Here is a 460-nt window from a genome sequence, read left to right as displayed (position 1 = left end):
GGCCTGCGCAAGCGCCTGCACGTTCGCCAGCGTCGCCGCGGCAAGCGGACGGGATTCCGGCGTGATGACGCCGAACAGGAACGCGATGCGGATATCGAGCGGACGGATCACCACGCCCTCGACAGGTACTCCGAGCGCTGTCACCGGTTCCAGCACGGCGAGCCCGAGGCCCGCGCGTACCGCGCCGAGCGCGTTCAGCGACGAGTTGGTCTCGATCACACCGGACGTGCGCACGTCCGGTGTGATCGAGACCAACTCGTCGCTGAACGCGCTCGGCGCGGTACGCGCGGGCCTCGGGCTCGCCGTGCTGGAACCGGTGACAGCGCTCGGAGTACCTGTCGAGGGCGTGGTGATCCGTCCGCTCGATATCCGCATCGCGTTCCTGTTCGGCGTCATCACGCCGGAATCCCGTCCGCTTGCCGCGGCGACGCTGGCGAACGTGCAGGCGCTTGCGCAGGCC

The 460-nt window shown here is 69.6% G+C and carries 2 pseudogenes; one reads left to right on the top strand and one right to left on the bottom strand.

Features of this window, described 5'->3' with window-relative positions:
- Nucleotides 1–228, bottom strand: a pseudogene (locus A6V37_RS41440) (LysR substrate-binding domain-containing protein); the annotation flags it as partial.
- A 4-nt stretch (nt 229–232) separates the two neighbouring features.
- Between A6V37_RS41440 and A6V37_RS41435 the strand changes: the two are divergent.
- Nucleotides 233–460, top strand: a pseudogene (locus A6V37_RS41435) (LysR substrate-binding domain-containing protein); the annotation flags it as partial.

The organism is Paraburkholderia ginsengiterrae (genome assembly GCF_001645125.1).
Taxonomy (GTDB): Bacteria; Pseudomonadota; Gammaproteobacteria; order Burkholderiales; family Burkholderiaceae; genus Paraburkholderia; species Paraburkholderia ginsengiterrae.
The sequence above is the reverse complement of the archived record's forward strand: the minus strand, read 5'-3'. Positions and strand labels throughout refer to the sequence as shown.